At 46.6% G+C, this 25,247-nt stretch carries 25 protein-coding genes; 10 read left to right on the plus strand and 15 right to left on the minus strand.

The window, feature by feature from the left end:
* From GLV81_RS06955 to GLV81_RS06960, 3 genes are read right to left on the minus strand one after another with little or no spacing between them, the layout of a single operon-like run.
* Positions 1-1,863, minus strand: coding sequence for a hypothetical protein (locus tag GLV81_RS06955; protein WP_157478048.1), 1,863 nt, complete (start codon positions 1,861-1,863; stop codon positions 1-3).
* Positions 1,851-2,069: a hypothetical protein gene (locus GLV81_RS19310; RefSeq protein ID WP_197429005.1), complete on the minus strand. Its 219-nt coding sequence runs from the start codon at positions 2,067-2,069 to the stop codon at positions 1,851-1,853. The genes GLV81_RS06955 and GLV81_RS19310 overlap by 13 nt, the downstream gene beginning before the upstream one ends.
* On the minus strand, positions 2,050-3,000 hold the full coding sequence (locus GLV81_RS06960) for a hypothetical protein (protein ID WP_157478050.1): 951 nt from the start codon (positions 2,998-3,000) through the stop codon (positions 2,050-2,052). The genes GLV81_RS19310 and GLV81_RS06960 overlap by 20 nt, the downstream gene beginning before the upstream one ends.
* A 179-nt stretch (positions 3,001-3,179) precedes the next feature.
* Between GLV81_RS06960 and GLV81_RS06965 the strand changes: the two genes are divergently transcribed.
* The 6 genes from GLV81_RS06965 (at position 3,180) to GLV81_RS06990 (ending at position 5,917) form a co-directional block, all read left to right on the plus strand.
* Positions 3,180-3,584, plus strand: a complete 405-nt coding sequence (locus tag GLV81_RS06965) for a hypothetical protein (protein ID WP_157478052.1) — start codon at positions 3,180-3,182, stop codon at positions 3,582-3,584.
* Between the two features lie 39 nt (positions 3,585-3,623).
* A complete protein-coding gene (locus tag GLV81_RS06970) occupies positions 3,624-4,034 on the plus strand; it encodes a bactofilin family protein (protein WP_157478054.1) in 411 nt (136 codons plus the stop codon).
* Between the two features lie 28 nt (positions 4,035-4,062).
* Positions 4,063-4,257 carry a hypothetical protein gene (locus tag GLV81_RS06975; RefSeq protein WP_157478056.1) on the plus strand — a complete coding sequence of 65 codons (195 nt, stop codon included), beginning with the start codon at positions 4,063-4,065 and terminating at the stop codon, positions 4,255-4,257.
* A gap of 10 nt (positions 4,258-4,267) precedes the next feature.
* Positions 4,268-4,618 (plus strand): hypothetical protein, encoded by a 351-nt coding sequence (locus GLV81_RS06980; protein WP_157478058.1) that lies wholly within the window; start codon positions 4,268-4,270, stop codon positions 4,616-4,618.
* 98 nt (positions 4,619-4,716) lie between these two features.
* Positions 4,717-5,334 carry a SprT-like domain-containing protein gene (locus GLV81_RS06985; RefSeq protein ID WP_157478060.1) on the plus strand — a complete coding sequence of 206 codons (618 nt, stop codon included), beginning with the start codon at positions 4,717-4,719 and terminating at the stop codon, positions 5,332-5,334.
* On the plus strand, positions 5,315-5,917 hold the full coding sequence (locus GLV81_RS06990; protein ID WP_197429006.1) for a porin family protein: 603 nt from the start codon (positions 5,315-5,317) through the stop codon (positions 5,915-5,917). The genes GLV81_RS06985 and GLV81_RS06990 overlap by 20 nt, the downstream gene beginning before the upstream one ends.
* A 76-nt stretch (positions 5,918-5,993) precedes the next feature.
* Here the strand turns inward: GLV81_RS06990 and GLV81_RS06995 are convergent, their stop codons facing one another.
* A complete protein-coding gene (locus GLV81_RS06995; RefSeq protein ID WP_157478064.1) occupies positions 5,994-7,844 on the minus strand; it encodes a UbiD family decarboxylase in 1,851 nt (616 codons plus the stop codon).
* Between the two features lie 256 nt (positions 7,845-8,100).
* Here GLV81_RS06995 and GLV81_RS07000 point away from each other — a divergent pair, with 256 nt between their 5' ends.
* Complete coding sequence (locus GLV81_RS07000; RefSeq protein ID WP_246186303.1) at positions 8,101-9,630, plus strand: peptide chain release factor 3; 1,530 nt, start codon at positions 8,101-8,103, stop codon at positions 9,628-9,630.
* Positions 9,631-9,850: 220 nt separating this feature from the next.
* Here GLV81_RS07000 and GLV81_RS07005 read toward each other — a convergent pair whose 3' ends face one another.
* The 5 genes from GLV81_RS07005 to prmC all read right to left on the minus strand — a co-directional run bounded on the left by GLV81_RS07005 (position 9,851) and on the right by prmC (position 17,084).
* Complete coding sequence (locus GLV81_RS07005) at positions 9,851-11,845, minus strand: DUF3857 domain-containing protein (protein WP_157478066.1); 1,995 nt, start codon at positions 11,843-11,845, stop codon at positions 9,851-9,853.
* Positions 11,846-11,886: 41 nt separating this feature from the next.
* Positions 11,887-12,132, minus strand: a complete 246-nt coding sequence (locus tag GLV81_RS07010; protein WP_157478068.1) for a hypothetical protein — start codon at positions 12,130-12,132, stop codon at positions 11,887-11,889.
* Positions 12,133-12,161: 29 nt separating this feature from the next.
* Positions 12,162-14,114 (minus strand): transglutaminase-like domain-containing protein, encoded by a 1,953-nt coding sequence (locus GLV81_RS07015; protein ID WP_157478070.1) that lies wholly within the window; start codon positions 14,112-14,114, stop codon positions 12,162-12,164.
* Between the two features lie 258 nt (positions 14,115-14,372).
* Positions 14,373-15,722, minus strand: coding sequence for an adenylosuccinate lyase (purB, locus tag GLV81_RS07020; protein WP_157478072.1), 1,350 nt, complete (start codon positions 15,720-15,722; stop codon positions 14,373-14,375).
* A gap of 480 nt (positions 15,723-16,202) precedes the next feature.
* Complete coding sequence (gene prmC, locus GLV81_RS07025) at positions 16,203-17,084, minus strand: peptide chain release factor N(5)-glutamine methyltransferase (RefSeq protein ID WP_197429007.1); 882 nt, start codon at positions 17,082-17,084, stop codon at positions 16,203-16,205.
* A gap of 220 nt (positions 17,085-17,304) precedes the next feature.
* Between prmC and ribD the strand changes: the two genes are divergently transcribed.
* Genes ribD through GLV81_RS07040 form a run of 3 tightly spaced genes read left to right on the plus strand, consistent with a single transcriptional unit; the run spans position 17,305 to position 19,898 of the window.
* A complete protein-coding gene (ribD, locus tag GLV81_RS07030) occupies positions 17,305-18,354 on the plus strand; it encodes a bifunctional diaminohydroxyphosphoribosylaminopyrimidine deaminase/5-amino-6-(5-phosphoribosylamino)uracil reductase RibD (protein ID WP_157478076.1) in 1,050 nt (349 codons plus the stop codon).
* A 41-nt stretch (positions 18,355-18,395) separates the two neighbouring features.
* Positions 18,396-19,004, plus strand: coding sequence for an IMPACT family protein (locus GLV81_RS07035; RefSeq protein WP_157478078.1), 609 nt, complete (start codon positions 18,396-18,398; stop codon positions 19,002-19,004).
* A 9-nt stretch (positions 19,005-19,013) separates the two neighbouring features.
* On the plus strand, positions 19,014-19,898 hold the full coding sequence (locus GLV81_RS07040) for an SDR family oxidoreductase (protein WP_157478080.1): 885 nt from the start codon (positions 19,014-19,016) through the stop codon (positions 19,896-19,898).
* A gap of 3 nt (positions 19,899-19,901) precedes the next feature.
* Here GLV81_RS07040 and ctlX read toward each other — a convergent pair whose 3' ends face one another.
* The 6 genes from ctlX to GLV81_RS07065 form a co-directional block, all read right to left on the minus strand.
* A complete protein-coding gene (ctlX, locus tag GLV81_RS07045; protein ID WP_157478082.1) occupies positions 19,902-20,816 on the minus strand; it encodes a citrulline utilization hydrolase CtlX in 915 nt (304 codons plus the stop codon).
* Positions 20,817-21,026: 210 nt separating this feature from the next.
* A complete protein-coding gene (locus tag GLV81_RS07050; protein WP_157478084.1) occupies positions 21,027-22,484 on the minus strand; it encodes an arginine deiminase family protein in 1,458 nt (485 codons plus the stop codon).
* A gap of 223 nt (positions 22,485-22,707) precedes the next feature.
* On the minus strand, positions 22,708-22,872 hold the full coding sequence (locus GLV81_RS21155) for an RNase H family protein (RefSeq protein ID WP_281350798.1): 165 nt from the start codon (positions 22,870-22,872) through the stop codon (positions 22,708-22,710).
* A complete protein-coding gene (locus GLV81_RS07055) occupies positions 22,815-23,192 on the minus strand; it encodes an RNase H family protein (protein ID WP_281350799.1) in 378 nt (125 codons plus the stop codon). The genes GLV81_RS21155 and GLV81_RS07055 overlap by 58 nt, the downstream gene beginning before the upstream one ends.
* A 304-nt stretch (positions 23,193-23,496) precedes the next feature.
* Entirely contained in the window at positions 23,497-24,126 is a 630-nt protein-coding gene (locus GLV81_RS07060) for a tetratricopeptide repeat protein (protein WP_197429008.1), read from the minus strand.
* A gap of 377 nt (positions 24,127-24,503) precedes the next feature.
* On the minus strand, positions 24,504-24,926 hold the full coding sequence (locus GLV81_RS07065; protein ID WP_157478088.1) for a GCN5 family acetyltransferase: 423 nt from the start codon (positions 24,924-24,926) through the stop codon (positions 24,504-24,506).
* Positions 24,927-25,247 lie beyond the last annotated feature (321 nt).

Here is a 25,247-nt window from a genome sequence, read left to right on the forward strand (position 1 = left end):
TCAGAATTTTCCGGGGAAAGTTTGTTTCAGCAGTTGCTCGTACTCGGCCATGTTGGGGTCTTGTGCCAAGGCTTCGAGGCTGGCATCGTTGATGATAATGTAGCGATACTTGGCAGCATCCAACCACGTGAGCACTTGCTTGCTGGCCACAGGTTTGAAATACTCAATGTAAGTGTAGGCCGCCGATGCATCGGTAAAAGCAGGGGAGCGGAGTATCACCAAAAACAGATTGTCTTTCAGTTTTTTCTTCTCTGCCGTAACTGTAGCCACCGGCGAGTTTTTGCGGGGCGAACTATTTATGGAGTACAACACTTCATTTACATAAGCCGGGTCAATGTTTTCGAGCACAATGGCCACGTTCTGGCTGGCATTGGGCAGCAGGTTGAAACGGGAAGGCTTCTCCACTTTGGATTCCACCAGTTGGGTACTCACTGTGTCTTTCACCGGCTTAGGGGCCACTGTTGGCGCTACGGGCTGGCTGGGCTTTTGTGTTTGCGTAGTTACTGGACCGGGCTTGGTGGCTGGAGTGGTAACGGGTACCACCATGCGTTCTTCTGTGGCCCGGGTCACTTCCAGTTTGCTCAGGTAATCTTCAATTTCTTTGCGGCGGGGCAGTACTTCTTTTATCAGTTTGGCTTTCTCCGCCAATGGATGACTGGCAAACTTGCTAATGATATTATCAAGCTGACGGTTGGCCAGTGAGTCTTGCTTGCTTTGCAGCAAATACACAGTTTCAATATAGAGCAGCTGCGGCGTCCAGTAGTTGTCGCCAAAGCTGCTATCCGCCTGCTGTTTCAGTTGCGTCGCTTCTTTAAACTTGCCTTCTAAAAACAGGTTGTACACCTGCTTGTAGGTATTGTTGGCCGCAGTAGTTTTTTGCGCTGCCGCTTTTTGCTCAGGGCTATTGCTGTTGGCGGCTTTTGCCTGTGGCGATTGTCCGTATTTTTCAGTAAGTAAACGACGGGCTTTGTTGGCCAGTTCGGTGTCGCCAACCTTGGTGTAGCAATGAATAAGGTTGAACAAAGACTGTGTAACCAACTGTCCACTATCTACATTTTCCAGCACCATTTCGTAGTACTTAATGGCTTCGGGATAATCTTCAATTTGCTCATGCAGCGCCAAAGCTTTTTTAAATAACGCATTGTTGATGCGTAGCTTGGTTTTAAGTTGGCGTTCTTCACTGATGGGCAGCCGGCTGTACAAGTTATCGAACGAGATGTCTGTTGTATCAAACTTTTCTTTTTCTTCTACACCTACCGGTTCTGGAATGGTGCCAGTTTGGCCACCCGGTGTGGCACGCCTGTTGGCTACAGATGATGAAGAGCTTCGCCGCCAGTTGTCAACATTGGGACGGTCGCCAAATTTTTCGCGGAAACTGTTGAAGCCATTGGCCCTTCGGGGTACATCATAAAAATACCAGGTGCCTGTATTGTTGCCAAACAAATCGGCGGTTGCTGTGGCATTGGCTGCTGCAGAACCTCCGGTGCTCACTTCCTCTTTCAGCCCTTTTTGCTTACGCATTATTTTGGCAATGTTGCGTACCGCATTCGAACGTTCGGGCTCTGGCGTAAGGGCTAGTTTTAAAAGGCTATCGTATAGGTAAATGATCTCATCGGCTTCAAACACTGCCTTGGTGCCGGGGCGGCGCATTTCTGTTTGCAATGAGTCAGCTTTTTTCGATAGTGATGTATTCACACTATCATAAGGCATAGCTGCCTGTCCGTATTTTTTGGCGGCATACCGCACATTGCCCAACAGTTGAAAACTGCTGCTGCGTTGTGCAGCATTATCGGTATTGAAGCGGATGCTGGTTTGTAAATAATTATCAGCCGCTTCGTAGCCATTGCGTTCTACTTCAAACAAAGCGATGGCATAAAAAATAATATCGCGGTAGTTGCGGTAGCTGTCTTTTTGGCCAAGGCTTTGAGGTCGGCAATATTCTGGTCAATGATATTTGGATCTTCACTTTTGCGTAAGCGAATGGTGTTGAGGCGGGCATAAATTTCCATCACCGGATCGATGGCTGCCTTGGTGGCTTGCTGGTATGCTTCAGAGGCTTCGTTGCGCATGCCTGCCAGCTGGTACAATTGGCCGGCGAGGTAATAACGGCGGGCTTTGTCGTGCAGGCTGCTCGCATTGTCCACTGCTTTTTCGGTGTACACGGCAGCGCTGTCGTATTGCTGCAGGCCGTAATACATATAGGCTTGTTACTTCATTCAATTCATTCCTTAAACGCTCCGGAAAAACGGGATCATTTTTAATAGTGCTGAGCAAAGAAGAGGCATCGAGGTAATTGCCTTTGGCCGTGAGGGTACGAATCATCCAGAGGAAAGATTCGTTGCGGCTGGGAGGGCGGCTCAGTGCTTTTTTAGCGAGGTTGGTTTTTTCTTTGGTGGCAATAGACAAAGCGTTGCTGCCTTCCACCGAGTTGCTGCCAATGGGTTGGTCGTAGCCGTCTTTTTCTTTTGGTGCATAGCTGGTGTTGAGAAATTGAAACGACATCATGGCCGAGTCAAAATCCATGCGGTGCAGGTAGGCCTTGCCCATCAGCAGGTACAGGTTGTCTATCCAGTCGTTGCGCAGGTCGTGCAGCAAAATGCCGGTAGTCACGGTTTGCAAAATGGAATCAATATCGCCGTTGGCAGCCGTTGTTTTTAAACTGTACGGGAAAAAGGACAACAGTTCTGTATAATCGTCTTTTTGTGTTTCAATAGCCTGATCAATGATTTTGATGAGCTTTTCATTGGCATTGAAATAGTAGTTGTAATGCGTGTACGTGTTTTGAAAAAAACGGCGGATGGGCGTGAACTTTTTGTCGGCCATTTTTTCGGAACCCAGCTTGCGTTCTTCAAACTGCTTGGGTTTTTTCATCTGAAACTCCAGCTTGGGCTGTGCCGTAGCCATCAGGGCAGGCAGGCACATGGCCAGTAGCAACCAGCCGTGCAGCATACGGCGCAGGTATTTGAAAACGGTATGTGAAGGCGTCAATTGGTTGGTCACTGGGTTAGATTTCGGATGCAACAACACGAGGAACAAAGAACGGTAAAACGGCAACGTTATCCAAAATGGGCCACTGCGGCATTGCCGTGCAACAAAGGCTTTTGTTGAAAGGAAAAATTGGCATGCTCATGATTGCTGCTTAATATTTGCAGGTAGTAAATGTATAAACGTACAAAGCCATGGAAACATTGCGAAACAAGCCCGTAGCCAAACGGCTGCGCAACCGCTACCGGTTGGTGGTTATGAACGATGATACGTTTGAAGAAGTGATCACCTTCAAACTTACCCGGCTGAGCGTTTATATCCTCATGAGTACGATATTTGTTGTACTCGTCGGGCTAACCATTGCACTCATCTCATTCACCAACCTCCGCTTTCTCATTCCCGGTTATGGCAAGCAAAGTTCGCTGCAGGAGCTGCGGCAGCTAAAAATGCGTACCGACAGTTTGGAAAAGGCCATGGGCCAGCAACAGCAGTACCTGCAAAACCTGCAAAATGTGCTGCAGGGAACCACACCCACCACGGTGCCGCTGGATACCAGCCTGCTCAAAAACCTGCCACCCACCGAAGAAATAACCGATTGATGACTCAACCAACGGAGGAATGATGTTTCAAAAAAACAAGTGGGCGATGCACAGCCCGGCAGCGATGCCACCACTATTGTAGCCGCCGGCACCAAGGCCATCGGCGATTTTGAATGTGCCAATCACTTACGCATTGATGGCCAGATTGAAGGCAACATTCAATGCGATAGCAAAGTGGTGATAGGCCAGTCGGGCAAAGTAAGCGGTGCCATTAGCTGCGGCAATGCCGATATCAGCGGCCATTTGTTCGGCGATATTGTAGTGGCCGAAAGCCTCATTTTGCGTAAGTCGGCCGTGGTGCATGGCGATATACAAGCCAACCTGTTGCAAATGGAAGCCGGCGTAACCTTCAACGGTAAATGCCACATGGGCCCCAAAACCGGCGCCGATAGCATAGCCTTGAAAAAAACCAAAAAACAACCCGTGCTGGTTACGGACGATGCCGACTGATTCTTCACCATCTCCCAACAACAATTGGATGCGCTACGCCGGCATGGCGGGTCAAATGCTGGCTACCCTTGGTCTTGGTGTTTGGCTGGGTATGTGGCTCGATGGTAAAACAGCCATGGGTTTCCCCATCTTTGCACTCAGCATTCCGGTATTGCTGTTGGTAGGCATATTGTGGCAGCTTATCAAAGACACTAACCCCAACAACAAGAAACGTAAACGCTGACATGATATTTATGAAAAAGAAATTGCTTCCCCTCGTTATTGCTTTTGTGGTAATCACTCTTGGTATTTTTATTGGAAAGTCTGCGCTGGAAGCGAAACATGTTGATACGACTGTTTTGCTCATAGGCAACGCGGTTATTTTTGCCATCACCCTGTTGGCGCATCTAATGTATGCTGCTGCTATGAAAAGCGAAAAAAGCTACGGCTTTGTGCGACAGGTGTACACTGGTTTTATCCTCAAATTTTTTGCCTTGCTGGTGCTGGCCATGGTGTATTTCTATTTTGCCAAAGAAGTGAATAAGCCGGCTGTTTTTATCTGCATGGTTATTTACTTGTTGTACAACTTTTTGGGTACATCGTAGGTGGTACGTAAGCCTGCTCATCCGGCGCCAGATGCACATCAGGCACACAAGCACAAGAAGAAAAAACATCACTAAGCAAGCCCACACTATTACGGTACATGGCCGCCCGTCAGCATCCTTTTGAAGCACTGAAGCAATACCTGCCCACGGGTAGTTTTGATTTGGTAATGCCGCTGATACTGGAGCACAAAGTGCATTTGGTCATTACCAAAGAGCGGCAAACCAAGCTCGGCGATTTTCGGCATGCTCACCGCAACAACAACCACCGCATTACGGTCAATGGCAATCTTAACGTACATGCCTTTCTGATAACGCTCATACATGAGCTGGCACATTTGCTGGCCTACCAGCGGTTTGGCCACCGCATACCGCCGCATGGCAAGGAGTGGAAATACACCTACAGCCAATTGCTCAGTAATTTTTTGGCGGCCAATATTTTTCCGGCCGATGTAGCTCACGAACTTACATTGATGCTGGGCAACCCCGCAGCCAGCAGCAGTGCAGAAGATGGCTTGCAACGGGTGCTGCGCAAATACGATCCGCCAAGGCCCGGCATTGCTACTGTTGAAGAAATTGAAGAAGGCGGCGCTTTTTTGCTCAATGATGGCCGGGCTTTCATCAGAGGTGAGCAGCTGCGCAAACGCATTCGCTGCCACGAAATGAATGGCAACCGCATTTACCTGTTTCATCCGTTGTATGAAGTACAGCGGCTTTAAGTACATTTACTACACCTTAATCTTTGTTTATGAAAAAATCTTACTCGCAGGCATGCTGCTGGCAGCCACGCTTACACAAGCTCAAACAGAAAAAAACTCAGTACTGGTAGGCGGTGGCTTTTCACTGCAAACAGGAAGTGGCAACAGCCAGTTTTCACTTAACCCGACAGTTGGTGTATTTGCAGCAGATAACTTTTTACTGGGTGGCACCCTCACCTTTAATACGCAAAAACTGGGTAGTGTCAAGAGTACCGAATTTGGCATCGGCCCCTTTGCCCGCTATTATTTCGGCAATACCAGTACCAAGCCTTTCCTGGTAGGTGAATTTGATTTTTTGAGTTCCAAAACCAAACAGTCGAGCACGGCCAGCGAAATAAAAACGAATGGCACCCGCTTTCTTATCGGATTGGGTTTTGCAGCATTTGTAAATGAAACAGTAGCGGTAGAAGGCGTAAGTGGCTATAGCTACAGCAAATTTAAAAATGTAGATGGCAACGGAGGCTTCAACCTACGGTTGGGCTTTGGTATTTATTTCAACCGCCGCTCTGCCAAAGACCTGAAAACAAACGTTATGGGTAAGTAATAACGACTGCAGATTGCTGAATACAAATAAAGCCTGTACTCAGTTGGTACAGGCTTTATTATTTATTAGAAAACGATTATGCTACTCCATGCAAACTGCCACCCTTGGCAAACAGTTGATCGATGCGTTTTTCTACCGCAGGATCTTTTACTAATGCGGGTGCATGGTGCGGTTTAATGCGGGCATCAATTATCAGCGGACCGCGGCAGCCCCAGTGTTTGTGCTCGGTAATTGCACCAATGCCATGCATATCGTGGCTGGGGTTGCAGCGGGTGTAGGTTACCCACAAATAGTTGTTGAGGGTAGCAGCTGTAAAGCTGGAATCGTCGGCAATAACAATGATTTGTACTGTTTGTAGTTTGTTGTTTGCTGTTTGTAGTTGTGGCTCCAGCTGTGCATTCAATGCTGCTATTTCTTTCGCAGCATTTTCATAAGTGGTAAATGCATTTGCTTGCAATGCCACTACACCCGGCATGCAAACTTGTGGGTTGACAAATCCTTGTAAGTCTTTCAGTTCAGCAGGCACTTCGGTGGCCAACTCCCGCAGTTTTTCGCCATAGGCGGCCAGTACTACTTTACTGCCACTGTTGATGCCCGTGCCGCTGTAGTCGAGGGTATCGATGGTGGTGTTGGTGTAAAAATGCACATCTCTTGTAAGGTCGATGCGTTCGAGCAGGTACTGCATAAACGCCTGCACGTTGTGTGTATGCAGTTGGTTGGTATCATCTGCCGTGATGAACAAGAATTTGGCCAAACTCAATTGACCAGTACCTAAAATATGGTTGGCTATGGTGAGCAATTCTGCCGGTTGTTTAGCAGGCATGTATGGCGTGTACCTTTCGCTGCCGATAGCCAGCAGCAACGGGTGTACACCAGCAGCATCCACGGCATGCACTTCTTTTACGCCAGGTATTTCGTTGGGGATAGCGTCGCCCGTCATTTCATGAATGAGTTGACCAAAGCTGGTGTCTTCCTGTGGCGGACGGCCCACTACGGTAAACGGCCAGATGGCGTTCTTTTTGGCATACACCTTGTGCACCCGCATCAGTGGAAACGGATGGGTGAGGCTGTAGTATCCGAGATGATCGCCAAAAGGACCTTCGGGTTTGTTGTCACCGGGATATACTTCGCCGGTAATCACAAAATCAGCATCGGTGCTGATGGCAAAACCATCGCGGTATGTGTAGCGGAAACGACGGCCGCCGAGGATGCCTGCAAAAGTCATTTCGCTCAGGCCCTCGGGCAGCGGCATTACTGCCGACACGGTATGCGATGGCGGGCCACCCACAAAGCAACTTACTTTAAGCGGTTGACCTTTGCGGTTGGCCTTGGTTTGGTGTACGCCAATGCCGCGGTGCAACTGGTAGTGCAGCCCAATTTCTTTGTCCATTTCATACTCATTGCCGCTGAGCTGAATGCGGTACATGCCCAGGTTGGCTTTCATAATGCCGGGCTGGTCAATGTCTTCGGTGTACACCTGCGGCAGGGTTACAAAAGCGCCGCCATCCATGGGCCAGTGTTGAATGAGCGGCAAATCGCTGATGCGGATTTCATCTGCCAGCACAGGTTTGCTCAACGGATTTTTGAGCGGCAAAGCTTTAATGGCAGCGAGGCCGGTACCCACATTTTTAAGCGGCGATTTTAGCGCCTTCATGGGATCGTTTTTCAACTGCACCATTTGCTGCACCTGCGCCAGGGTATCGCGGAAAATGAATTTGCTGCGGTCGACGGTACCGAAAATATTGGAGGCCGCCCTGTATTTCGAGCCTTTTACATTTTCGAACAACAGCGCCGGGCCCTGCGCATCATACACCCGCAGGTGAATGGCGGCCATTTCCAAATGCGGGTCTACTTCTTCTTTAATTCTAATGAGATGACCATTTTTTTCGAGGTCAATCAAACATGCTTCTAACGATGCGTATGCCATAGCTGCGAAGGTAATAAAAGGCTGAAGGCGTAAAGCTGCAGGCTTAAAGTGAAATGCTCAATGCACTTGCCACGTATCAACAACATTTTTTGGAAAAGAAGGTTGGGAAATGCGTATTCAAAAAATCTTTCTTTTTACATCATGTATGTATCAACGCCCAAGAGTTTGGTGCAAATGTGAGCCTGCTTGTGAGTCTATCGTTGTCTTTCGGCCCTGTGCCTACAGCGTTTTCCGTACTTTTGCCGGCCTTTTGATTATGAAATACGCAGCCGAAATAGAAAAGCGCAAAACATTTGCGATCATCAGTCACCCCGATGCGGGTAAGACTACCCTCACCGAAAAACTCCTGTTGTTTGGTGGTGCCATTCAAACCGCCGGTGCCGTAAAAAGCAACAAAATCAAGAAACACGCCACCAGCGATTTCATGGAAATTGAGCGGCAGCGGGGTATCTCGGTGGCTACATCGGTGATGACGTTTGAATACAAAAACACCCTCATCAACCTCCTGGATACGCCGGGCCACAAAGACTTTGCCGAAGATACTTACCGAACGCTTACCGCAGTGGACAGTGTAATACTGGTGATTGATAGTGTGAATGGTGTGGAAGATCAAACCCGCCGTTTGATGGAAGTCATCAGCATGCGGAAAACGCCGGTGATGGTGTTTGTAAACAAAATGGACCGCGACGGTAAAAACCGCTACGACCTGCTGGAGGAAATTGAAAACGAATTGAAGATTCAGCTGCACCCCATGACCTGGCCCATCAACAGCGGCAAGGATTTTAAAGGAGTGTACGACCTCACTCAAAAAGGACTGGTGCTATTTACCGCGGGTACCAAACAAACGGATGATGAAGACATTGTAGAAATCAGTGACCTGAGTAGTGCGGTGCTCGATGAAAAAGTAGGTGACAAAGACGCTGCTACGTTGCGGGAAGATGTGGAACTGATTGATGGTGTGTATGGCGAACTGAATGTTGACGAATACCTGAGCGGCGATAAGGCACCGGTGTTCTTTGGCTCGGCCGTCAACAACTTTGGCGTGAAAGAATTGCTTGATACATTCATCAACATTGCACCAACGCCCCGCAACCGCAACACCAATACAAGAAGCGTAAATGTGCAGGAAGACAAGATGAGTGGCTTCGTGTTTAAAATTCATGCCAACCTCGACCCCAAGCACCGCGACCGCATTGCCTTCTTCCGTATTTGTAGCGGCCGCTTCGAACGGAACAAATATTACCACCACGTTCGCCTCGATAAAGACATTCGCTTCAGCAACCCCTATACCTTTTTGGCCCGCAGTAAAGATGTGGTGGAAGATGCGTACCCCGGCGATATTGTGGGTTTGTTTGATACCGGCAACTTCAAAATAGGAGACACCCTCACCGAAGGCGAAAACTTCTTTTACACAGGCATTCCTACTTTTTCGCCAGAGATATTTAAAGAAGTGGTGAACAAGGATCCGATGAAAACAAAGCAGCTGGAAAAAGGCTTGCTGCAGCTGACCGACGAAGGCGTGGCGCAATTGTTTACCCAGCATGGCGGCAACAAAAAAATTATTGGTTGCGTTGGCGAACTGCAGTTTGAAGTGATTCAATACCGCTTGCTGCAAGAATATGGTGCGAGTGTACAATTCAACACCTTACCGTTTTACAAAGCCTGCTGGATTACCAGTAAGGATCGAGAAAAAACTCGACGATTTCACCCGCTTCAAAATGGCCAACATTGCCGAAGACAAAGACGGGCACTTGGTTTATCTGGCCCAAAGCGAGTGGTTCCTTAATACGGAACGCACCAACAACCCCGATATTGAGTTTCACTTTACCAGTGAAGTACACAAATAGCAAAAGCCCCGTTTGGGGCTTTTTTGTTTTCATCGCAAAGGCACGGAGGCGCAAAGAATATATTGTAGTAAAACATCAATTACTAATAATGTAATTATTCTTTCAGCATTGCATAAAAAAAACGCAGCACACCCGGCTGCGTTTTTTATTTTGTAAAGCTTACTGCTTTTTCAAAATGATTTTTGATTGAGAGAAGTTGTAGGCGGCGTCGATGAATTGCATGGCATTGCTCCATTGTGACAGTTCAAAAAACTTGCCTTTGTACTGCTTGCTTACCTCAATGGTAAGCAGGTTGCCTGCTATTGTAGCCTTGCTGATAAAACTACCTGTTTCATTGCTGACTTGCTGGTTCAGGTTGTCGGTATCGGCCAGTGTATAGCCGACAGGTATGGCAAGAGTGATCGTCCAGCTGAGGGTGCGGGGCAGTCCAAAATTGATGGGTGCCATGCGGGTACGTTCCTCTTTTTTCAACTGAGTTTGTGTACCAATCAGCAGCGGCAAATCTACAATCAGGTCATCGCCGGCCTTGGCTACGGTTTCGTCCAGCGAAAACTGCTCCGAATATTTGAGCGGCATTTTTTTGAAAGCTCGTCCATCCTGCAGCAATCTAAACTGGTCGTATTTTTTTACTTCTCTGCTATACTCACTTTCGGCAAGGGCCTGCATTTGCTTCGGCTTTTCTTCTTTCCATTCTTTCTTTTGTGCTGCCCATTCTTCCTGTAATTTTTCTTGTTGGTTTTTGGGCTCATAATCCCACATACTGCTACCACCATAGTTTTTTACATCCGTTTCTAAGAATGCTGTGCCAGCTAATATTTCATCAATGCTTCCTTCTTTGCAGGCACCGGTTATTTCTACTTCTTTTTGAATATTGAAAGCAGTAAGACTGGTGTCAAGTGTTACTTTCAGTTGGTAAGCAAACTTATTGGTGCTGGTGTCGCCACCGGGTACAATATCGTATTTTACTGCTGCCTTCGATTTACTGTCGGCAGCAGGAAAAGTCAGGCATTCATTGCCAGCAAGGTAGGAGGGAATTTCACCGGGGTTGAGGTGGTCGTTGGGATTGAAATAATATTTGTTGTTGAAGCGAATGCCCCAAATGATTTCGCGGTTGAATGCGAGGTCTTGAATGTTTGTTCTGTTGTTAGAGGTGGTGACTACTATGTCGTGAGCAATGTTGCGTTTAGCCATCATGCCGCTCATGATTTGCGCAAATACAAAGTCGTGCCAACCGCTACGCAGGGTGTAGCTACGAATCATATAATACACGTTGCGTACATAATCTTCTTCCTTGGCTTCCGCACTTCCATTTTCTTTCATGCGGTTGTACATGTTTTTGATGAGTGTGCCAGGGCTTTTGCTAATGCCTTCTGTGTACAGCGACATGTTGTTGAGCCCGTCCATTTCATACCAAAACAGTTTTACTTTTTCTGTCAGTTCTTCTTTGGTTACAGGGCGGTTCAGTTCATCTTGGTTTTTAAACCAGATAAAATCTTGCTTGCGGTTGCTGGCATAAATCACCTGAAACTTAATAGCGGGTAATTCTACATATTCATTCAGGTAGCGGGTGTCTTTCAACTTATCTCTGTGTTGGTCTACCCAGCGGTAAGTTTTTTTATCGCCGTTGTCTTTGGCTTCAAATTGACCTGCACCTCGCATGGCACGGTAGCCAACAAAATTTTTGTTGTCGGTGCTGATTTCAATCACCTGTTTTTCTACAGGCATACTACGGTTACACAAGTAGTACACAGGGTCAAACTCTTTGTAATTTACCTGACCGAAATACACCTGCGTATTCGTATGAAAAAATTCATACTCTAATACATCGCCCACTTCCATATTGGGAATGGCTACTTTAAAATAAATGGGTTGATAGCTGGCACTTGCTTTGTAATCGGTATATCCTGTAAAGTCGGCGGGCACTTCTTTGATGTTGCTCACACGGGCAGCATCTTTCAGTGAAACCTCTTCGGTGCTGCCATCTTTTTTGATGATTCTTGCTGCAAACAAATCCAGATTGTTGAACCGGAAATACACCACACTGAATTGATCAACGGCATATTTGTCTTGCATCAAAATGCGCCGGCGTTCATTCTCTTCTACTACTATGCTGTTTTCATGATAGCTGTTGGCCAGCAGCAGGGAAGTGCCCAAAGTTGGAATGGCAAAAATGGCTCCCCAAAGGTTTCTTGAAATTACAGACCTGCTGGAAGCACCTTTTTGTCAAAATCAAAACTGGTTTTGTGCGACAGCAATACCGCACTTTCGTTGGGCCATGCAGTACTTGTCTGGCTGGTAAAGTCAGCATCATCCTTCAGGAGCGGATGCTCCTGAAGTCTTTTGTCATGAGCTTCCAATGCTTTGGCTGAAATACGTTGTGCGTTGCTATGGCTGCAGACCAGTATGAGTAGTAATAATATGCCTGTAAAATGAATACGCATAGAATGTAGATTGTAAGAGAGAAACCAGATTATTGAACCGTAACGCTGATTTTGTTGCGGTTAAACTCTTTTATTTTATTGATGTAGGTTTTCCAGTCTGTAAAGTCGCTGGGATAAATTACCGGAGTGTTGATGATGAAATCTTTTTGCAACAACAGTGTATTTTGTTGCAGTGTGTAGCTGGCCGCAAAAGTGTTTTGTTTAAAGTTGAATTTGGTGTCGGCTGGTTTGGCATTTACTACTGCGCCAGCAGGCAGCGTCAGGCTGATTTCATCTTTGGCCCACACCACATAGTCCAAATCGAAAGGCGATTGGCGGTCGTCTTTCGGTAATACGCCGCTCAAAGAAGTGGGCACAAAATCGATGCCCAAATATTTTTGTTTGCCGGCACTGGTTACGCCATTGCTTACTTCTACATCGCCTTCAATGCTGATGTCGATATCCCGGTTTTTGAAATCACTTGACTTTACATTGCTGGCTTCAATGTTGTTGTCGCCCATTTCTACCAGACTTTTCAAGAAGTCCTGTTTTTTATTGGCTGGTATACTGTTGTACAGGTTGTGAAAATAATTACGGGCCTCGCCGGAGAATACCACTTTTACCCGACCCTTAATTACATTGTCTTGCAGGCTCAGATTGGCTTTGGTAAGCATCAGGTTGGCTTCAGGTTTGGCTACGGGTACTTTTTCTACCTTAAAATTTTCTCCCTGTTCTACCAGTACGGTTTTGCCTTGTATGCGAAATGCATCTCTGCCCAGCGGCGCATATTTTTCAGTACCATCTATAAAATAGGTTTGGCCTTTGTGGTAGAGCACACAAATAGCGTGGTTGTCTACACACATGCTGTGCACCTCATTGTGGTCGTACGGAATGTCGCGGGTGCCTACCCAGGCAAAGTGTGCATCAAAGCCGGCCAGCTTCAGCATTTCTGTTACCAAATTGGCCATGCCTTTACAATCGCCGTATTTGTTTTTGAAAACCGTTTGTACCGTTTCTGGCACAAACCCTGCGTAGCCTTCTTCGTAAGCGATGTAGCGAATATTGTCTTGTACCCAGTAGTAAATGGCTTTTATTTTTTCTTCATCACTGTTTTTGCCGGCAATGATGCCGGGCACCAGAGTTTTTAAATCTGCATTGTCGTTGCTGGCTTTATCATACAGTTTCTTGTACCATTTGTACAAGTCGCCTACACTGGCAAATCCACTGTATGGAATCTTATTGATTTCGTACGATAACGTAGTAACAATAATGTGCGGCAGGTAGTAGGGGCGTGCCAGTGAGTTGGGTTCTGATTTCACTTCTTTCAGGTTAATGGCTTCGTAACTGTAGGTAACGTTACCATTTCCCTTCTTCACTGTTTTCTTGATATCATATCCGGCGAAGTTCATTTCCTTGATATCAATCTTGATCCAGTCGGGTACCACAAACTCAATAAGGTGAGTTTTTTGCGGATAAAAACTGTGAAAGAAATACCGCGACATATACTTGGTGTCTGTAAAAAAAGAACTGTATTCAAAAGCAATACGTGAACCAGGTTGAGCACCCTCTACACCCAAAAAGGCACCATAAGTGTCGTCGAGAAAAATGCCATCATCAGTAAGCGGTATGCGGGCTGGTTGTATGCGTATTTGTTGCAGTTTATCGCCACGCAATGCCCCCATAGCAAACTTGTCCAGTTTTACAAATTGATTGTAACCAATCAGGTGACCCATTTTGGCTTGCTTTTCCATCGCCGTCAGTTCTATACGTCCATCTTCAATGGCCATGGCTACCGGAGCTTTGTCCAATCCTTTGCCTGGTTCAAAGCGGATGGTCTTTACAATACGAAAAGCCGCGATGTCAGCTTTCTTACTGATTTTTTTGAGTTGCCCGAGTTGTGCAAGGCCTTCATCGTCGGGTGCGGGTGCCATTTGGCCAAATACAGAAAACGTGGTTGCGGTGAGCAACAGCAAGCTGCAAACAGCAGCATAGAATTGTTTCATAAGTAGGTGTCAAGAAGAGAAAATAGGTCCGATTTTTCGGGAGGGAAATTAGGACTAAAACTGCTCTCAAGAACTGATTTTACAACATCGAACGGATGTTTTTCAGTGATGTGTATACGGGTGCTTATAGTAGTGGTGAATTATAATACAACTGTGTTGATGTTTCAATAATTGCCCACAAAAAAACGCAGCAGATGATTCATCCGCTGCGTTTCACTTTTAACCTTTCGCCTTAAGCCTTTCGCTTTCAGCCTTCTATCACATCTCCGGTACAATGCCCGTATAATTCTGCGGTGTTATTTTCTTCAGTTCTTTTTTCAGTGTGGCACTCACTTTCAGCGAGTCGATAAATTGGTGCATGCTTTGCTTATTAATACCAGCGGCGCCACGGGTCAGTTCTTTCAGCGCCTCGTAGGGGTTGGGATAGTTTTCGCGGCGCAGCACGGTTTGAATGGCTTCTGCCACCACCGCCCAGTTATTTTCCAGGTCTTCCTGCATTTTCTTTTCATTCAGCACCAGTTTTTCCAGGCCTTTGTTGATGGCCGAAAGGGCAATCATGGTATGCGATACCGGCACACCAATATTGCGCAGCACGGTGCTGTCTGTAAGGTCGCGTTGCAGGCGGCTGATGGGCAGTTTGGCACTCAGGTGCTCCAGCAAACTGTTGGCAATGCCGAGGTTGCCTTCTGCATTTTCAAAATCAATGGGGTTCACTTTGTGCGGCATGGCGCTGCTGCCCACTTCACCCTTCTTGGTTTTTTGTTTGAAGTAATCCATGCTGATATACGTCCAGATATCACGGCACAAATCAATCAAGATATTGTTGATGCGTTTGATGGCATCGAAGTGAGCCGCCAAACTATCGTAGTGTTCAATTTGGGTGGTAAACTGCATGCGTTGCAGGCCCAGCACTTCATCTACAAAATGGTTGGCAAACGCTACCCAATCTGTTTTTGGATACGCAATATGATGCGCATTAAAATTGCCCGTAGCACCGCCAAACTTGGCTGCATAAGGAATGTAACTAAACAGCTGCACCTGATTGTCGATGCGTTCTACAAACACCATGATTTCCTTGCCCAGCCGGGTAGGGCTGGCCGGTTGGCCATGGGTGCGGGCCAGCAGCGGAATGTTTTTCCAGGTATTGGCCAACTCATGCAGTTTGGTTTGCAGGTTAATGATGGCGGGCAAAAACTCATATTCCATCGCATTCTTCCAGAGCAACGGAATAGCTGTATTGTTCACATCCTGACTGGTGAGGCCAAAGTGTACAAACTCTTTTGCTTCGGCACCGGCATCGGTGGTTTCCAGCTTTTGTTTGATGAAGTATTCCACGGCTTTTACATCGTGGTTGGTTGTTTTTTCAATCTCTTTAATGGCTTGCGCATCTTCCAGGCTGAAGTCTTCCAGCACTTTGCGCAGGGTAGCACGGGCCTTGGCACTTAGCTTAAAAAACTTCTTGTCTGCCAGCAGAAAAAAGTATTCCATTTCTACCAGCACCCGGTATTTAATGAGGGCGTATTCGCTAAAATATTCATCCAGCTGGCTCACCTGCCGGCGATAGCGGCCATCTACAGGAGAAATAGCCGTGAGTTGTTGTAAATCCATAGTTTGATTTGAAGAGCCGCGAAGATAGTTTTTAGTCGGGAGTCGGGGAGAAGTCGGAAAGTCTGAAAGACCGAAAGTCCGAAAGACGGAAAGTCAGAAAGTCCGAAGTCCGGAGACGGGAGAAGAGAAAGTCGTGCTGTCCGAAAGTCCGATAGTGCGGAGTTTCTCCCCTCCTTGGAGAGCCTGCCCCGCCACAAGCGGGGGGTGCCCTTTAGGGCGGGGTGGGTTGTTAGTCGGAATGTTGTTAGACGGAAAGTCCGAAGTCCGAAAGACCGGAAGTCTGCCAGTAGCATTAAAACAACAAAAGCAAATATTCCCCCTCTGGGGGCCAGGGGGCTGTCATCTACAAATCTCCCATCAGCAATTGTTCGGGCTGTACGCTTGTACTCCTCGCCCCGCTAAGGCGTGGCTGTGGGGTACCGCTTCCATCCCGGAGCCCTTCAGCGGAAGTACATTAATCAGCTACAAAAATGACGCTTCTTAAGCTCCTCTCCCTGTAGGGAGAGGCGGGGGTGAGGGTTTCGCTTTCACCATTCGTTCATTCCCAAACATGTCTGTTTTCTGCACGGCCGTAAAGCCCTTTTCCTGCAAGGCTTTCAGCACTTGCTTCACATAATGCTGATGGCACTCGAAATACAAACTGCCGCTGGGTTGTAAGTGCGTTTTGGCAAAATCAGCAATGGCGTTGTAAAACAACAATGGATTGTTATCCGGTACAAACAAAGCCAGGTGTGGCTCCCAATCGGTTACGTTTTTATCGAGCTGCTCACTTTCCTGTTGCGGTATGTATGGCGGGTTCGAAACAATGATGTCGAATACCTGCGCCGGCCATTGTGCAGGTTCCAGTATGCTGGCTTGCAGCCACTGTACGGGTGTTTGCTGCGTGCTGGCATTTTGCTGTGCTATGGCCAATGCATTAGCACTCACATCCAAGCCAAAAACATTTGCAGCAGGCCAGTTCTTCTTCAGCGCAATGGGAATGCAACCACTACCGGTGCCAATATCCAAAATGCTGGCTTGGGTTCGCTTGGGTTGTTCTTCTTCCAGTATCCATTGCACCAGTTCTTCCGTTTCGGGGCGGGGTATGAGCACGGCGTTATTTACCATCAACTCCATATTGTAAAACCATGCTTTGCCCGTTACATATTGTATGGGTTGATGCTCCAGCAAAGCAGTTTGCATGGTTTGCCATTGCTGTTCCTTTTCGCTGCTTAAGGTAGCGGTTGCTTGCAAACGGCGTTCGCTGCTGCGCATGCCGGTCAGGTGCTCCATGGCCATTTGGGTAATGGCACGGGCTTCCACACTGTCGTATATCTTTTCCAGTGAGCTGCACAATTGATGCTCTGCTTGATGAATGGTCATGCTGCAAAGAAAGCATAAAGCAGAAGGCCAAAAGCAAAAGGCTGAAGGCAGAACGCAGAACGCCATTATTGCCGAAGGCAATTATCTCTGAGGCCTCCAAAGCTCTGTGCGAAAAAAACTCCAACGCAATCATCATAAAGAAATTCGCTTATGGCTTATTAGGTAAACCTCAACCAAAAACCAAAAACACCAATCGGTTACTCTTTACCTTTGCGCCTTTATGACCATCGACGAACAATACATGCAGCGCTGCTTGCAACTGGCCGCTTTAGGAGCGGGCCATGTTGCACCCAACCCTTTGGTGGGCGCCGTGCTGGTGCATGATGGTCGCATCATTGGCGAAGGGTATCACCAGCAATACGGGCAGCCACATGCCGAAGTGAATTGTCTGGCATCGGTGCAGCCGCAAGACCAACAATTGATTGCAGAAAGTACCATGTACGTAAGCCTGGAACCCTGTGCTCATTTCGGTAAAACACCACCCTGCGCCGATCGGCTCATTACCGAAAAAGTAAAGCGGGTAGTGATTGCCTGCCGCGATAGTTATGCAGCAGTAGATGGCAAAGGCATAACGAAACTGCAAGCAGCTGGCATTGATGTTACATTGGGTGTGTTGGAAAAAGAAGCGTTGCAACTCAATCGTCGTTTCTTTACGTATCACCAGCAGCAGCGGCCATACATCCTATTGAAATGGGCTCAATCTGCCGACGGATACATTGGTGAAACAGAAAAGCAAGTTGCTATTTCTAATGCCATCAGCAACCGTCTGGTGCATCGCTGGCGTAGCGAGGAAGCAGCTATTATGGTGGGCACCAACACAGCCATCATCGATAATCCAAAACTCAATAATCGCTACTGGTTCGGGCCTTCGCCGCTGCGGGTAGTGATAGACAAACAACTGCGCATTCCTGCCACGCATCACTTACTGAAAGATGAGCAGCCCACATTCATTGTCAATTGTCTGTTGCAAAAAGTGCAAGGCAACAAGGAATGGATTCAGTTGAAAGATGACCATCATTTTTTGCGACAGCTATTGCAGGCATTGCATAGCCGCGGCATACAAAGTGTATTGGTAGAAGGTGGCCGGCAATTGTTGCAATCATTGATAGATGCACAATTGTGGGATGAGGCCCGCATCATCACGAATACTGCATTGCTGCTGGGCCATGGAGTGGCGGCGCCAACACTGAAGAATGCAACCCGAACTGATGCGTCATTTCAACAAGAGAAGGACAGCATTCAGATTTTCTACCGACATACAACAGCATAGCTTTTATTGGAGATACGCAAAAACAGGAACAGCAAACAAGCATGAACTTTTACTACAAAACAATTGCCAAAGAAGGCTTCGCAGAGTTTAAAGACAGGGGTAGCCGTTTTCTGGCTTATGCCTATCCCATAGAATCGGTAGATGATTTCAAAGCCAAGTTGGCGGCGCTAAAAAAAGAACATCCCAAGGCTGTGCATCATTGCTTTGCATACCGCATTGGCTTAGACAATTTGCTGTTTCGGGTAAGTGACGATGGTGAACCATCCGGCTCTGCAGGCCGCCCCATATTGGGCCAGATAGACAGTAAAGGATTGACCAATGTAATGATTGTAGTGGTTCGATATTTTGGCGGCACGTTGTTGGGCGTTCCCGGTCTCATTAATGCGTACAAAACCGCGGCAGCACTGGCGTTGCAGGTAACGCCCGAAGTAGAAAAAGCCGTCGAAAAAAACTACCGCATTCATTGTACTTACGATTTGCTCAACGATGTTATGACGATTTTGAAACAGGTAGGTTGCAGCATTCATAACGTAGAACAATCTTTGTTTTGCGATGTGCATGCAGGTATTCCGCTCAACCGCCTGGATGCCGTGCTGCACAAAATCAAAGACATACACACCGTAGAAATCACAGAAGAAAAAACGAAATAATTGTCGGGCATGCGTATTCTCATTACAGGCGTTTCAGGTTTTGTAGGCAGGCATTTGGTCAACCGGTTGTTGCAACAAAATGAGTTTGTTGTTGCAGGTACAGGTCGTGCTGCAATTCGCCCCGAACATTTACCAGCGCCAGTGCAATACCTGCCGCTTGATTTGCTGAATCCCGTAGCTGTGCTCGATGTGGTTACTGCTTTTCAACCAGACATCGTCATCCATAGTGCCGCCATGAGCAAGCCCAACGATTGCGAAGAGCAACAAACGCTTTGCTATGCGGTAAATGTGCAGGCTACGCAGCATGTAATTGATGCATGTACTGCTATCAACTGCCGCCTGCTTTTCATGAGCACCGACTTTGTGTTTGGCGACAACGGGCCCTTTACTGAAGACGATGCGTACAATGCTGTCAACTATTATGGCCAATCAAAAGTGCTGGCAGAAGGCTTGGTGAAAAACTCCGGCTTGCTTTGGAGTATTGTAAGAACGGTGCTGGTGTATGGCCCGCAACTACCAGGGTTGAATCCCACTTTTCCGCAGTGGGTGTGGCGCAATTTGCAGGAAGGAAAAACGATACGTGTGTTTACCGATCAATATCGTACAGCCACTTATGTTGCGGATTTAACGGAAGGAATCGTAAGCATCATTGAACAAAAAGCTACGGGTGTGTATCACTTGTGTGGTGAAGAAACCTTCACGCCATTTGACATTGCACAGCTGGTAGCAGCACATGGCGCATTTGATGCGCAACTGGTGCAACCCGTTACCAGAGCAGAGTTCGCTGAACCAGCAAGAAGACCCATTCGCAGCACCTTGCACATTGCAAAAGCAAAAAGCAAACTGGGTTATGCACCCCGTTCGCTTTCGCAGGTTTTACCATTACTGTTTTAAAAATTATAACAGTGGCAAATGCACTTCTGCCATCATGCAGCGGGCACTACCACCACCGTTGGTTTCAATGGTTTGTAAAGAAGAATGCAGTATGCGGTTGTAGCTTTCCAACTGTTGGCGTTGTGCTTCGGTTAATGCTTCATGTGCTTGTGACGACATCACTAGTATTTTCTCACCCGCTGCATTGTGCACCTGCAACATGTTGCCGGCAAAATGATTCATCTGCTCCCAGCTGATGGGGATGACTTTTTTGCCAGATGCTTCAATGGTTTTCACCACTTCGTTTTGTTCGAGGTGGTTTGTAATGCTATCAAGGCAAATGACTACATATTTGTCGGCCACACACATCATCACATTGGTGTGATATATGGGTTGATGATGTTGGTCTACGGCAGTAAAAACAACGGGCTTGTATTGCAGCCTGTCGCAAAAATCTTGCAACACGCCACGGTCGGTGCGGGGGGCGAGGCAGGCATACGCAATGCGGTTTTCCCTGTCGAGTACCATGCTGCCTGTACCTTCTAAAAACAGTTGCTGTGCTTCATAACCTGTGATGTCTATTTGCTTAGTAACATTGAATTTTGTTGCAACAGTTTCCAGTACATGTGGCTTTCTTTCCTGTCTTCTGTTTTCGGCAAACATAGGGTAGAGCACTACAGTGCCATCATCATGAAAAGACACCCAGTTATTGGGAAAGATAGAATCGGGTGTATGAGGTGTTTCGGTGTCTTGCACTACCGTTACATCCACACCGGCATGGCGCAGTTTTTCTACAAAAGCATCAAACTCTGCAATGGCTTGCTGTTGTACAAGTTGCTGGTCTGCATCCGCCACTTGAAATGCATTGTTGACGGCCGTTTCGGCATTGAAACCAAAACGCACCGGTCGTATCATCAGTAAATGATTGGTTGTTTGCATCTAATACAATTTTTAGTTTGGGATTATTCGTTTTTGGTTCAGTAAGTGGTGCTTGCTGATTTAACATGTAGGATGTTCATGTAGTATACAATGCTTGCACAAAAAATCAGCTACAGAAAATGGAGATGATTGAACATGCGAACCACAAACGAAAAACCACAAACAACAAACCCCAATTCACAAACCACAAACCAAAAACAACAAACAATTTTAATCAATCTCATCCCTCAATAACGGCATGCTCATGCAATGGAAACCTCCACGGGCACGGCTGAGTTCTGCCGAAGGCATTAAGATGAATGTGTCTTTCAGTTGTTCGGGGCTGGTTTTGCCGGCTTCAAAATCTTGCAGCAAATCGGCTACATGCACCACGTTGAAACCCGCATGCTTAAAGGCGTCCACGGTTTTGTCGTTGCGGTCGTAGCCCAGCACCACACCTTCTTTTATGGCCAGCAGGTTGCAGCTATCCGTCCATTGCTCTCGGGCATCGTACGGAAATTCATTGTTGCCGCTGTAGATGAATTTTACTTTTTCCTTGCAGCCCAAATCGTTTTTGCTGATGTCTTCCAGCAAGGCTTCGAGGTTGTCGAAATACACAGGTTTGCCCAGCTGCTTGTGGTGAAATTGTATCAGCGAAATCTTTTCATCTTTCTTGGGGGCATTTTCCAATATGCGTTCTACGGGGTCTTCGTCCAAACGTTTCACTGCCTTTTTAGAAAAGTTGCCGAGCATCACCCACACGTTTCTTTTTACCTGCGTAAATACCGTGTCGATGTGCATGTAGTCCCGCTTTTTAGGAATGCGTACCACGGTTACTTTCTTCACCACTTTTTCTTCAAACAGCAGGTTGATGGCCTGGTGTGCTGCTTCCCAACTGGTGCGTTCGCTTACGCCAATCAGCAGGTGATCTTTGCTTACCACCATTACGTCGCCGCCTTCCAGTGTTACCTTTTTTTCGCCACCTTCTTTGGGGTTCAGAAAATGATGATGCTTTTCTGGTATCTCTAAAATCTTGCTTTGAAAAGCGGCAAACAATGGATGATTGAAGAAAATGTATTTGGCCAGCAGTGCTTCACGGGTGCGGGCCTGCCGGGCAGGTTTGTTCAGCAATACATAGTCGTTAATAACGATGCCAATATCTCTGGTGAAAATGAAATTGGGAATGGGAGCGAAGAGCATTTCATTGTCGTCGCTGGTACCGCTGATGAACAGCTTAGCTAACGCATCGGCATCAAGTTCCATCATGTGCATTTGCGTAGCGTAGGCCACGCCTTCCAATGCACATACAGAGGCCACGAGTTTAAGTTTTGTTTTCTGATCGTTCAAGATGTCGGCCAGCAGCCATTGCAGTTCAATCACCTTGTCACTTTTGAAAAAATCTTTGTGCCCGGGTTTGTAAAAGTTGCGTTTGCGCTGCGGCGCATCAATGGCGCTGAGCTTGCCTTTTACCTTTTCGGGGTCGAGAAAATAGAGCAGCACTTTGGTGTAATAGTCGTACTCTTTTCTGCGAATGGTGTCGAGGTGCACAATGTCTTCAAATAGCCAGTCTTGTGCTTTGGAGGGAACAACTTTGCCCAGTCCGCTATCGGGACTATGGACCAGTAAACGGCGCAATGTGCCAATTTCTGAGGTCACCATCAATTGTGGTGTCGTAGCTTTTTTAGCCATACAATGGATTTCGTGAAACAATATCCACCTTTCCGTATCCGGTCTTTGGGAAAAAGGGCCATTCAGGGTAGAGCTGCCCGAAAGGAGGAGAACAGGGCAACAAGAATAGCAGGCGACCGGAGGGCTAAATTAGGGATTTGGGCATTCGGAAGAAAGGAAATTTGAAAAGGAGGGAATGCCCGGCATGTATGAGTAAAGGTTCATTCCTCCGTCTTCGTATCCGCTAATTATTGGCTTCAAATTCTTCATCTACCAATAAATTGCCGCCATCGGCCGCAGAAGTAGCAAGTTCGTCGCAGCGGTTGTTGTAGGGGTTATCGGCATGGCCCTTTACCCATACAAAACGAACCTGATGTTGTTTGTAAATGGCATGAAAACGCCGCCACAAATCAGGGTTTTTTTGCCACCGGCAAAGTTGTTGCGCAGCCATCCGTTGAGCCAGCCTTTCTCCACAGCATCTACCACGTATTTACTATCGCTGTACACTACCACTCTGGTATTGGGTTTTTTCAATGCCTCAAGGCCTTTGATTACGGCCAGCAGTTCCATGCGGTTGTTGGTAGTGCGTCGGAAGCCTTCGGCCAATTCTTTGCGCAGGGTGCCGGCCATGAGCACCACACCATAGCCGCCGGGGCCAGGGTTGCCGCGGCTGCTGCCATCGGTATAAATAATTACTTGTGGACGAAATACTTCTTTGGATGCCATCATAGCGGCGGCGAATGTAGGAAAAATGGAGAGGGCAGCGGCATGCGATACCCACACAGGTGGCTCAAGGATAAAACTGGCCCATAGCCTTTTTGTATTAAAGGCCTGGATATAATTAGATCAATGATGCAATTAGAAAAAGGGGAGTGGTCAACGTTGACGGCTTGCTGCTGTACTGGTTTGTTATAATTGTCAGCCTGGCAACTGAAGCCGATTGAAAAACTGATGATGAAGTTAACAACTAAAAGCCAAATAGAATTCGGTCAAGCCCGATATTAGCTGATAGTTGTAAAACTGCTGATTGTTATTACGTCCGCCAGCCTTGCGGCAAACCTTTTGTTAGCGGGCTGCCTTGTTCGTTACCACAATGCTTGTTTAATGAGTCCTTAGCTTCTTGACACACACTTGAAACTTCCGCCCAGTCTTTGCAAGCATTTATTTTGTCGTTCATTTGAAATTTTGCAATTCCTCTGTAATAAAAATCATACGCCGAATATTCAGAAGTGTCTGTCAGCTGAGTATAGTCATCAAATGCTTCTTTATATCTTTTGAGTTCAATGTAAGTTTTAGCTCGTCCAAGTCTTGCAGATGTGTGTTTGTCAAAAATTGTAAGTGCTTTTGTATAGTCATTAAGAGCCAAATCAAATTTGTCAAGGTTGAATAAGTAATCGCCTCTGTCAACATAAAAATATCTTTCGCCTGGATTTAGTTTGATAGCCTCATTCATATCGTTAACCGCCCCTGTGTCGTTACGCAAGTTGTTTTTGCAATTTGCTCTGTCACGATAGGGAAAACCAAGATTATAGGAAGAATCAAGATGAATTGCAATTGTCAAAATTTCTAAAGCTTTTTCATAATTTTTGTCTGCTTGATAAACAGTACCTAAAGTCCAATAAGCACGAACATCTTTTGGATTGCTTTTAATAGCTCTTTCCAAACAGTCTTTTGATTTGCAAGTGTCGAACTCGTTGATAGCAACTGGATGATACCGCATAACTTTTCTGTCCTTGCAAGAAGATAAAATTACACAGGTCAATATGATTATTGGGAAGTGTCGCATTAAGGTTGCCGCTAACGTTCACAGCTTTGCGGTCGGCGGGGCAATTCGTTTATGTCGCCCCTGGCGACGAGTGCTGAACGGTGATACTAAAGATAAAATTTTATTTAAACGCTGAATAGATAAATGTCAGCTAGTGCAAAAGCGAAATAGAAATGCAGGTGATGACCGACGCTTTGCGTCGCCCCCCGCTGAAGCAAAACTGCTTGTTGCAGGCATGTGCCTTGTCATTAAGTTGTCAACCTAGTAACAGATACTTAAGTAAGTCCACGCAAAATGTCAAGTCGGTTTGCTGGTGCATGAGGTGAAAGAAAGTCTGAAATAGTTTTGTCTGTTCGTTTAGGTCTTTTCAAAAAGTCCACTGGCCATTCTGTCAACCGACGTTCTTTTACATGAACATACTTTCCTGGTTCTGGTTCGTCAATGTACTCTTCTTGCAAAACCAATGCAAGCGGTTCTTCACAACCTTTGTTTGATTGTGAATATACAAGTGCTTCTTCATAAGTTGCAAAGACATAATAATAGTCGTCGCCGTCTTCTGTGTCAGGTGCTCCGTCATGCGGATGACACCAGACTCTGTATTCTAGTACGTCGTCCCAAACATAACCGCCACCAGCTTTTACAAGTCCGGGATATTCACCTATCAAGTCAGGGTCTTTAGCCTTAGGGTATTCGGTCATTTAGATGTTGTCTGATTTGTTTGTGTCAGTAAATGAGCATTGCATAGCAATCCTCTTGAATATTTTGAGTGTTTTTTTGGCATTGCCTACAACTCAAAAATAGACGAAAGTTTTCAGCCTTTTTACACTTTCGCAATTTTTCATAACTCCTTGTCCGTTCGTTGGTTGTAACAAATTGCGAAACGCAAAAAACTTTCGCCAATACAACTTCGGCTGTACACATCCAGCTCATCTAAAGGGCTAATGGTGTGCCACAATCTCACTGTTCGGGATGTACAATTCCTGAACTAACATCACTCCGTAACCGAATGTATTTTGTGC

It is taken from the genome of Phnomibacter ginsenosidimutans (genome assembly GCF_009740285.1).
GTDB lineage: Bacteria > Bacteroidota > Bacteroidia > Chitinophagales > Chitinophagaceae > Phnomibacter > Phnomibacter ginsenosidimutans.

Excerpts from the sequence above, each read along its gene's own strand:
- GLV81_RS07010 (WP_157478068.1), bottom strand. The coding sequence starts at position 12,132 with ATGCGTATTCATTTTACAGGCATATTATTACTACTCATACTGGTCTGC.
- GLV81_RS06980 (WP_157478058.1), top strand. The coding sequence starts at position 4,268 with ATGAAAAAGAAATTGCTTCCCCTCGTTATTGCTTTTGTGGTAATCACT.
- GLV81_RS06975 (WP_157478056.1), top strand. The coding sequence starts at position 4,063 with ATGCGCTACGCCGGCATGGCGGGTCAAATGCTGGCTACCCTTGGTCTT.
- GLV81_RS07050 (WP_157478084.1), bottom strand. The coding sequence starts at position 22,484 with ATGGCTAAAAAAGCTACGACACCACAATTGATGGTGACCTCAGAAATT.
- GLV81_RS07065 (WP_157478088.1), bottom strand. The coding sequence starts at position 24,926 with ATGACCGAATACCCTAAGGCTAAAGACCCTGACTTGATAGGTGAATAT.
- purB (WP_157478072.1), bottom strand. The coding sequence starts at position 15,722 with ATGGATTTACAACAACTCACGGCTATTTCTCCTGTAGATGGCCGCTAT.
- GLV81_RS07040 (WP_157478080.1), top strand. The coding sequence starts at position 19,014 with ATGCGTATTCTCATTACAGGCGTTTCAGGTTTTGTAGGCAGGCATTTG.
- GLV81_RS07015 (WP_157478070.1), bottom strand. The coding sequence starts at position 14,114 with ATGAAACAATTCTATGCTGCTGTTTGCAGCTTGCTGTTGCTCACCGCA.
- prmC (WP_197429007.1), bottom strand. The coding sequence starts at position 17,084 with ATGACCATTCATCAAGCAGAGCATCAATTGTGCAGCTCACTGGAAAAG.
- GLV81_RS19310 (WP_197429005.1), bottom strand. The coding sequence starts at position 2,069 with ATGCGCAACGAAGCCTCTGAAGCATACCAGCAAGCCACCAAGGCAGCC.
- GLV81_RS07000 (WP_246186303.1), top strand. The coding sequence starts at position 8,101 with ATGAAATACGCAGCCGAAATAGAAAAGCGCAAAACATTTGCGATCATC.
- GLV81_RS06995 (WP_157478064.1), bottom strand. The coding sequence starts at position 7,844 with ATGGCATACGCATCGTTAGAAGCATGTTTGATTGACCTCGAAAAAAAT.
- GLV81_RS06965 (WP_157478052.1), top strand. The coding sequence starts at position 3,180 with ATGGAAACATTGCGAAACAAGCCCGTAGCCAAACGGCTGCGCAACCGC.
- ribD (WP_157478076.1), top strand. The coding sequence starts at position 17,305 with ATGACCATCGACGAACAATACATGCAGCGCTGCTTGCAACTGGCCGCT.
- GLV81_RS06990 (WP_197429006.1), top strand. The coding sequence starts at position 5,315 with ATGAAGTACAGCGGCTTTAAGTACATTTACTACACCTTAATCTTTGTT.
- ctlX (WP_157478082.1), bottom strand. The coding sequence starts at position 20,816 with ATGCAAACAACCAATCATTTACTGATGATACGACCGGTGCGTTTTGGT.
- GLV81_RS07055 (WP_281350799.1), bottom strand. The coding sequence starts at position 23,192 with ATGATGGCATCCAAAGAAGTATTTCGTCCACAAGTAATTATTTATACC.
- GLV81_RS07035 (WP_157478078.1), top strand. The coding sequence starts at position 18,396 with ATGAACTTTTACTACAAAACAATTGCCAAAGAAGGCTTCGCAGAGTTT.
- GLV81_RS06985 (WP_157478060.1), top strand. The coding sequence starts at position 4,717 with ATGGCCGCCCGTCAGCATCCTTTTGAAGCACTGAAGCAATACCTGCCC.